The organism is Candidatus Dependentiae bacterium (assembly GCA_013821315.1).
GTDB lineage: Bacteria > Babelota > Babeliae > Babelales > Babelaceae > JACDHA01.
Map to the genome: position 1 here is coordinate 1 of JACDHA010000041.1, position 5,256 is coordinate 5,256.

The window sequence follows — 5,256 nt, forward strand, 5'->3', positions numbered from 1 at the left end:
TTCAAGATAATATTAATTGGGCAAATTACTTAGAAGCCGAGGTAAAAAAGCAAAATTGCTATCGTATTGTTGCTAGTTGTTCATATAGTGGACCTGAGGAAGTAGCTCAAGAATTTATCCACTTTATTCAAGAGCTCTAAAATATTTTACGTTGGTTGAAGTATTAAAATTTTTCTTAAACCTTTATTAAAAGTTTTAATTCTTGTATAGCCATCATGGGTAAAAGCTTGCTTTTTATTAAACGCTAATACTACAAGACCATACTTATCTAGGCAACTTTTAACGTTGTTTAAAAGTAGTTGTATGGGATTATTCCCTTCTTGAGTGCCGTGCCATTGAGTTAGGGCTCCATAGGGAACATCGGCAAATACCAGGTTGATCTTTGTGATTTCTGGGGGCAAATTAGTTGCGTCAAGAATATTATACTCAAACGTTTGTAAAGTGATATCTTTTGGGATTTTATTCTTAAGATGAAGAGCGCTTTTAAGTGCATCTCTATGCGAGTCTTTATCATACTCATCTATAAAGTTGCGCAGCTCTTGAGTGCGATTTTCTAGTCCTGTAAGCGTAAGAAGAGAGAGGTTTTTACGAGCAAATTCTACCATAGTCTTATCTCTATCAGAGGCAAAAATGGCTTTTATTTTAGAACCATACAAAAAGCCTAAAACAGTCAGAGAATATGCTGTGCCGCATAAAGGATCGTAGATACGGTAAGGAGTTCGTTGATTTTTTGATATAAAATAGGTATCACACCACTCAAAAATTTCGTTACTTAATCGCACAGGGAAGCTTGTAGCTCCAGGTGCTCCATATAATACTCGCCCGCTTGAGTAATCTTCATAATTTATTTTTTTGTTGATAGTATTTTTCTTTAAGTTATTCATACTGTTATTTTTGGTATCTCGTATAGGTGTTTATTATAGTAGTATAGTAATGTAGTTTATAGTTAGTTTACGTATTTTTAAGTATAAGCTCTACTTGTGATTTAACTTTTAAGTTATCTGAACTTTTTTTTATTTCATGTAATTGAGCGTAAAAAGTATCATCCCCAATTTTAAGAGCTAGTCTGGCATATTCACGTAACTCTCTTCTAGGTTTATTCTTAACTACATTAATAATAATTTCTTGTAACTGTTTTTTCTGTTGTTCTGATACATTTATTTTTTTTAGTAATCGTATAATCTTTTCTTTTATGTAACCAGATCTAAAAAAATAAGGGTTAACCTCAAGATAATCAATTGCAATTTGTGTGGTATTTGGATCTTGTGCTTTAAGTAGTTGCAGACCATGCTCTAATCCTCCGGGAAAAGCAAGCTGATCATACAGACTCTGTAATTGTTCAGTAGCTTGTTGCCAAGTTAGAGGGTGTTTAACTTTGTCTTTGTATGATTGATTAACTTTCGTTACTAACGCCGTTATAGTTTGAGCATTGTTTAAAATAAGTGATGCTAATTTATTTTTCATAGTTATTTCCCAAAAAAGTAATGGCATCGTTCCAAGATACGATCAAATTCATGCATATTAGCAGTTAACGAGTCTTGCCCTCTGATGAATGTTATACCAAGTATACCTGATTCTTTAGGTGCAAAATAGATAAGTTCATCACGCGATTTCCCTAAAGCATTAGTCATAGTTACTTTTACATTTATCATATACTGTAGTTCATCTAGATTAGGCTGATTTTTCAATGTTATCAAATGGCCTTGTACGGGGACTATGCGTTTATCGCTTGTAAGCTCTTTAGCTCCTAATCCAGCGCAATTAAATACAATAGATTCGTTTACATCATCAAAACTATCTAATGTTACTTGAGTTATTGGTATACCAAGCTCGATTCTTATTTTTTGTAATTCTTGCATAAGCACCGGTGCATTTATAAATAGTGTGGTGTATTTAAAAACGTCATAACAGTTACCATTGCCAAAAGCAATAGATACTTTTTCTGGTGGATCTATAAGACCTTGCTCAATGTAGGGGGCAAAGCCAGGATCGATATCAAGACCATAGTAGGCTGGTATAAGTTTTGGTCCCTGCTTTATAAAAGGATGTTCACCGGCAATTATTTGCTTGTATGTTTTGTATGATTCTAACCCAAGAGTTGTAAAAGTAGCAATCTCTTGAGGTGTAGATGATTTGCGAGCTCGAGGAAAAAAGAAGCCAGCAGCTTTATACGATGCTATGTCTTCAGTTTCTTTGGCAATAATATGTACTTGATGACCTTTACGAGCTAGTAGTATAGCAGTTAGTAAGCCGTAGCAGCCAGCACCAATAATAGCTAGAGGCTTATCTTTAAAGTGTGCATGGTCTTTAAGCTGGTGTTCAAGTTGTCGAATAGATTCATTTACGCAGCCAAAAAGAAAAGTCCATCCAGCGCCACCTTGGCCATAATTATGACATATAAGCTTGTTTTCTCGTATTTGAGTTGATACTTCAAATATACGTTCGCGATGCGCACGTATACATACAATCTTTTCTTTAATATGTTCAGGAGAAAATTGCGGCGGTGTTAACTGTATAACTTTTTTTGTATTCAAATGGGAGAGCTTTTTTTATAATAATTATTTTTATTTTTAAGTTTATCATGCCTAAATTAAATACACTACATGCCTTATGTATTTTGTCTAGAATTGGGAGCAGCCTAATAATAGTAGGTCTATCAACCGGTTTGTAGCACAATTTCTTTGCATATTAAGCTAAATTGGCAGCCATAACTTTTAGTCAGTTTAAAATGATTAAATTTCGGCTAGCTAAAAGTAGTTAATACCAGCAAAGTTATTCTATTTTAATCTCTAACTAAACATTTCTTGGTAGACTATCTATATTTATAAGCTAAAAAATAACTAGTTGACATTTTAATATAAAAATGTATAATTACAATATGATAATAAATATTAAAGCTATACCACGCGAATGCTTAGGTGAAATCTATGAAATTATTTAAATTATTTATAATCCCTATTTTCCTATCAATTTTTTTAACTCAAATAATGCGAAGTTCATATTCTTCAATAGCACATAAATCTTCAATAACTCAAACACAAACAGTTGAAAGAGAGGGTAATATACCGTGGTCTGTAAACGGAATTTTACCTCGTACTTTAGTGTTACTCCGTCCAGATCTTAACTGTATTAAAAAACTATCTTCTGACTTTGCCTTGTTTAAAGATCCTTCTTCAGACTCACTGTTACATGCTGTTAAAAGTAATAATACCCACTTAGTTAAGTTATTGCTGACCAGGCTTATGCGCCTAGAAGAAATTGATCTTAGTCCTACGTTGCTAAGTATAGCTGCTGCAAATAAAAATAAAGAAATAATTAATTTACTGCTTAAAAAGCAGTTTGATCAATTAGAAAAAGATTTAATTGAAGCTTTTTCTACTGGAAAGGTTGAAGAATATCATCTAGAGAAAATTGCCTCATGGATTTTAACCTATGGTGACATTAATGCTCTTGATAGTAATTCAAAATCGCTTTTAAATTATGCTATTGAAGAATGTAATGATGCACTACTCTACTTCTTGATTAAAAGTGGCCTTAAGTTTCAATTTTTTATTGGAAATGGTATGACTAGAGAGCTTATCAATCAAGTAGATACTTTTAATGAAGCTTTTACCAAAGGTCAATCTCTTTTGGCAAAGAAATTAGTAGCTTGTCATACTAGAGATCTTTTTTCTTATAATAATGATTTAGAGATTAATAATAGCACGTTGTTAGAAAAAGCTCTTAAGGGTGATAATCCTTATATGATCTACTTTCTCATTAAACGAGGTGCTCTTTTTAAAGCTTATACTAAAGCAGACAATCTAAAGCTTTTAAACAAAGGTATTGAGTTGATCTCTCCTTGGCTTGTAAAGGAGATACTTAAAACAGATTTAAATTCTAGGTTACAAGATCCAGATTTAAGTCCTTTACAGAAAGCTATTGAAGTAGGCAGTTCTCTTTTAGATAAAAAAAGCCAAGATGAACTAAAAGATATTGTAGAATATTTGTTTGAAAAAGGAGCTTTTATAAAAGATTTAAATCAGTTTAAACAAGCTCCTGCCTATATAAGGCAGTTACAATTACAACAGGCTGTTCTTTCTAGTGGTCTTAATCCTTTTGATAGTGGTAAAGGGTTTGGTGGGCATGTTAACCAGCTAGACGAATGGTACAGCAATTATGTAGAAGAGTATGCGTTTAAGTCTGCAGAAGTAGCTGTTCCTAAGCTTTATAAAGATAGAGATGATCTTATTGAAGATGAAAAGACTAAATACTGGGTTAATCTTCAAAATGTTCGTAATTCTACAATAACTTCATTGCATGTACTTGCTAGTATACCAGATGGTGGTGCTATGCCTGATGCTTTTAGGGACCAAATTCGTAAAAATGGTATTACTGTTAATAGTATTAATGCTTTAACGTATAATAAGTTAACACCATTACATATAGCTCTTACCAATAAGAATTTAAGTCTAGCTACTAAATTGGTTATGCTTGGTGCTGATGTAACTATTGAAAATGATCAAGGTATTACACCTTTAGATTTAATTTATATGACTGGTAATGCCGGCTTAGCACGTTGGTTGGATGAAAATAAAGATATTCGGCCGTCTATGGGTAGACATGTTCCTGGGGTTGGAAAACTATTCTATTGGCTTGCTGAGCATGGTTACGTAAACTTAGTTGAAATTATGCTCAATGGAACTAAAATCAGTCATTATAGTGACACTTTTTCAACCTATAACATTTACAATGGCTTGACAAGAAAACAAGTTAACGAAGAAAAAGAAAGTTGGCAAAACACTGATAGTTACGGTAAAACAACATCTTATAATAAAGATACGAATCAATATACAGTGAACGAGCCTCATACAACAGCTCTGCATCTTGCTGCTAATAATTATCATAAAGCGGTAGTTGAGGTCTTGCTTTCTAATGATATCCCATTAGTTGATCCAGTAAATGAACGTAGACAAACTCCATTGCATATACTTATGGAAAAAAAGATTTCCAATAAAGAACATATAGATAAAGCTCTGGCTATCGCCCGATTATTGATAAATAAGGGAGCTGATATTAACGCTCAAGATAGTTACAAAAAGACACCACTACATTATGCTGTGGCATCTGGTTGTTTATTGAAAACCGTATTGCTGCTTAAGGCTGGTGCTGACATTAACGTTCAAGATGAGTACGATGAAACTCCCTTCAATTTAGCAATACGTCGTAAAAATGGTGAAATGGTTAAAGCCTTATTAGAAGCAAACCCAGACCTTG

The 5,256-nt window shown here is 33.1% G+C and carries 4 protein-coding genes; 1 reads left to right on the forward strand and 3 read right to left on the reverse strand.

Features of this window, described 5'->3' with window-relative positions; translation table 11 throughout:
* Nucleotides 1–146 precede the first annotated feature (146 nt).
* The 3 genes from H0X48_06675 to H0X48_06685 form a co-directional block, all read right to left on the reverse strand.
* On the reverse strand, nucleotides 147–884 hold the full coding sequence (locus tag H0X48_06675; GenBank protein ID MBA3954975.1) for a hypothetical protein: 738 nt from the start codon (nucleotides 882–884) through the stop codon (nucleotides 147–149).
* Nucleotides 885–951: 67 nt separating this feature from the next.
* Complete coding sequence (locus tag H0X48_06680) at nucleotides 952–1,464, reverse strand: hypothetical protein (protein MBA3954976.1); 513 nt, start codon at nucleotides 1,462–1,464, stop codon at nucleotides 952–954.
* A 2-nt stretch (nucleotides 1,465–1,466) separates the two neighbouring features.
* On the reverse strand, nucleotides 1,467–2,534 hold the full coding sequence (locus tag H0X48_06685; protein ID MBA3954977.1) for an FAD-dependent oxidoreductase: 1,068 nt from the start codon (nucleotides 2,532–2,534) through the stop codon (nucleotides 1,467–1,469).
* Nucleotides 2,535–2,927: 393 nt separating this feature from the next.
* Here H0X48_06685 and H0X48_06690 point away from each other — a divergent pair.
* Nucleotides 2,928–5,256: ankyrin repeat domain-containing protein (locus tag H0X48_06690; GenBank protein MBA3954978.1), on the forward strand; the 2,329-nt coding region annotated here is incomplete at its 3' end.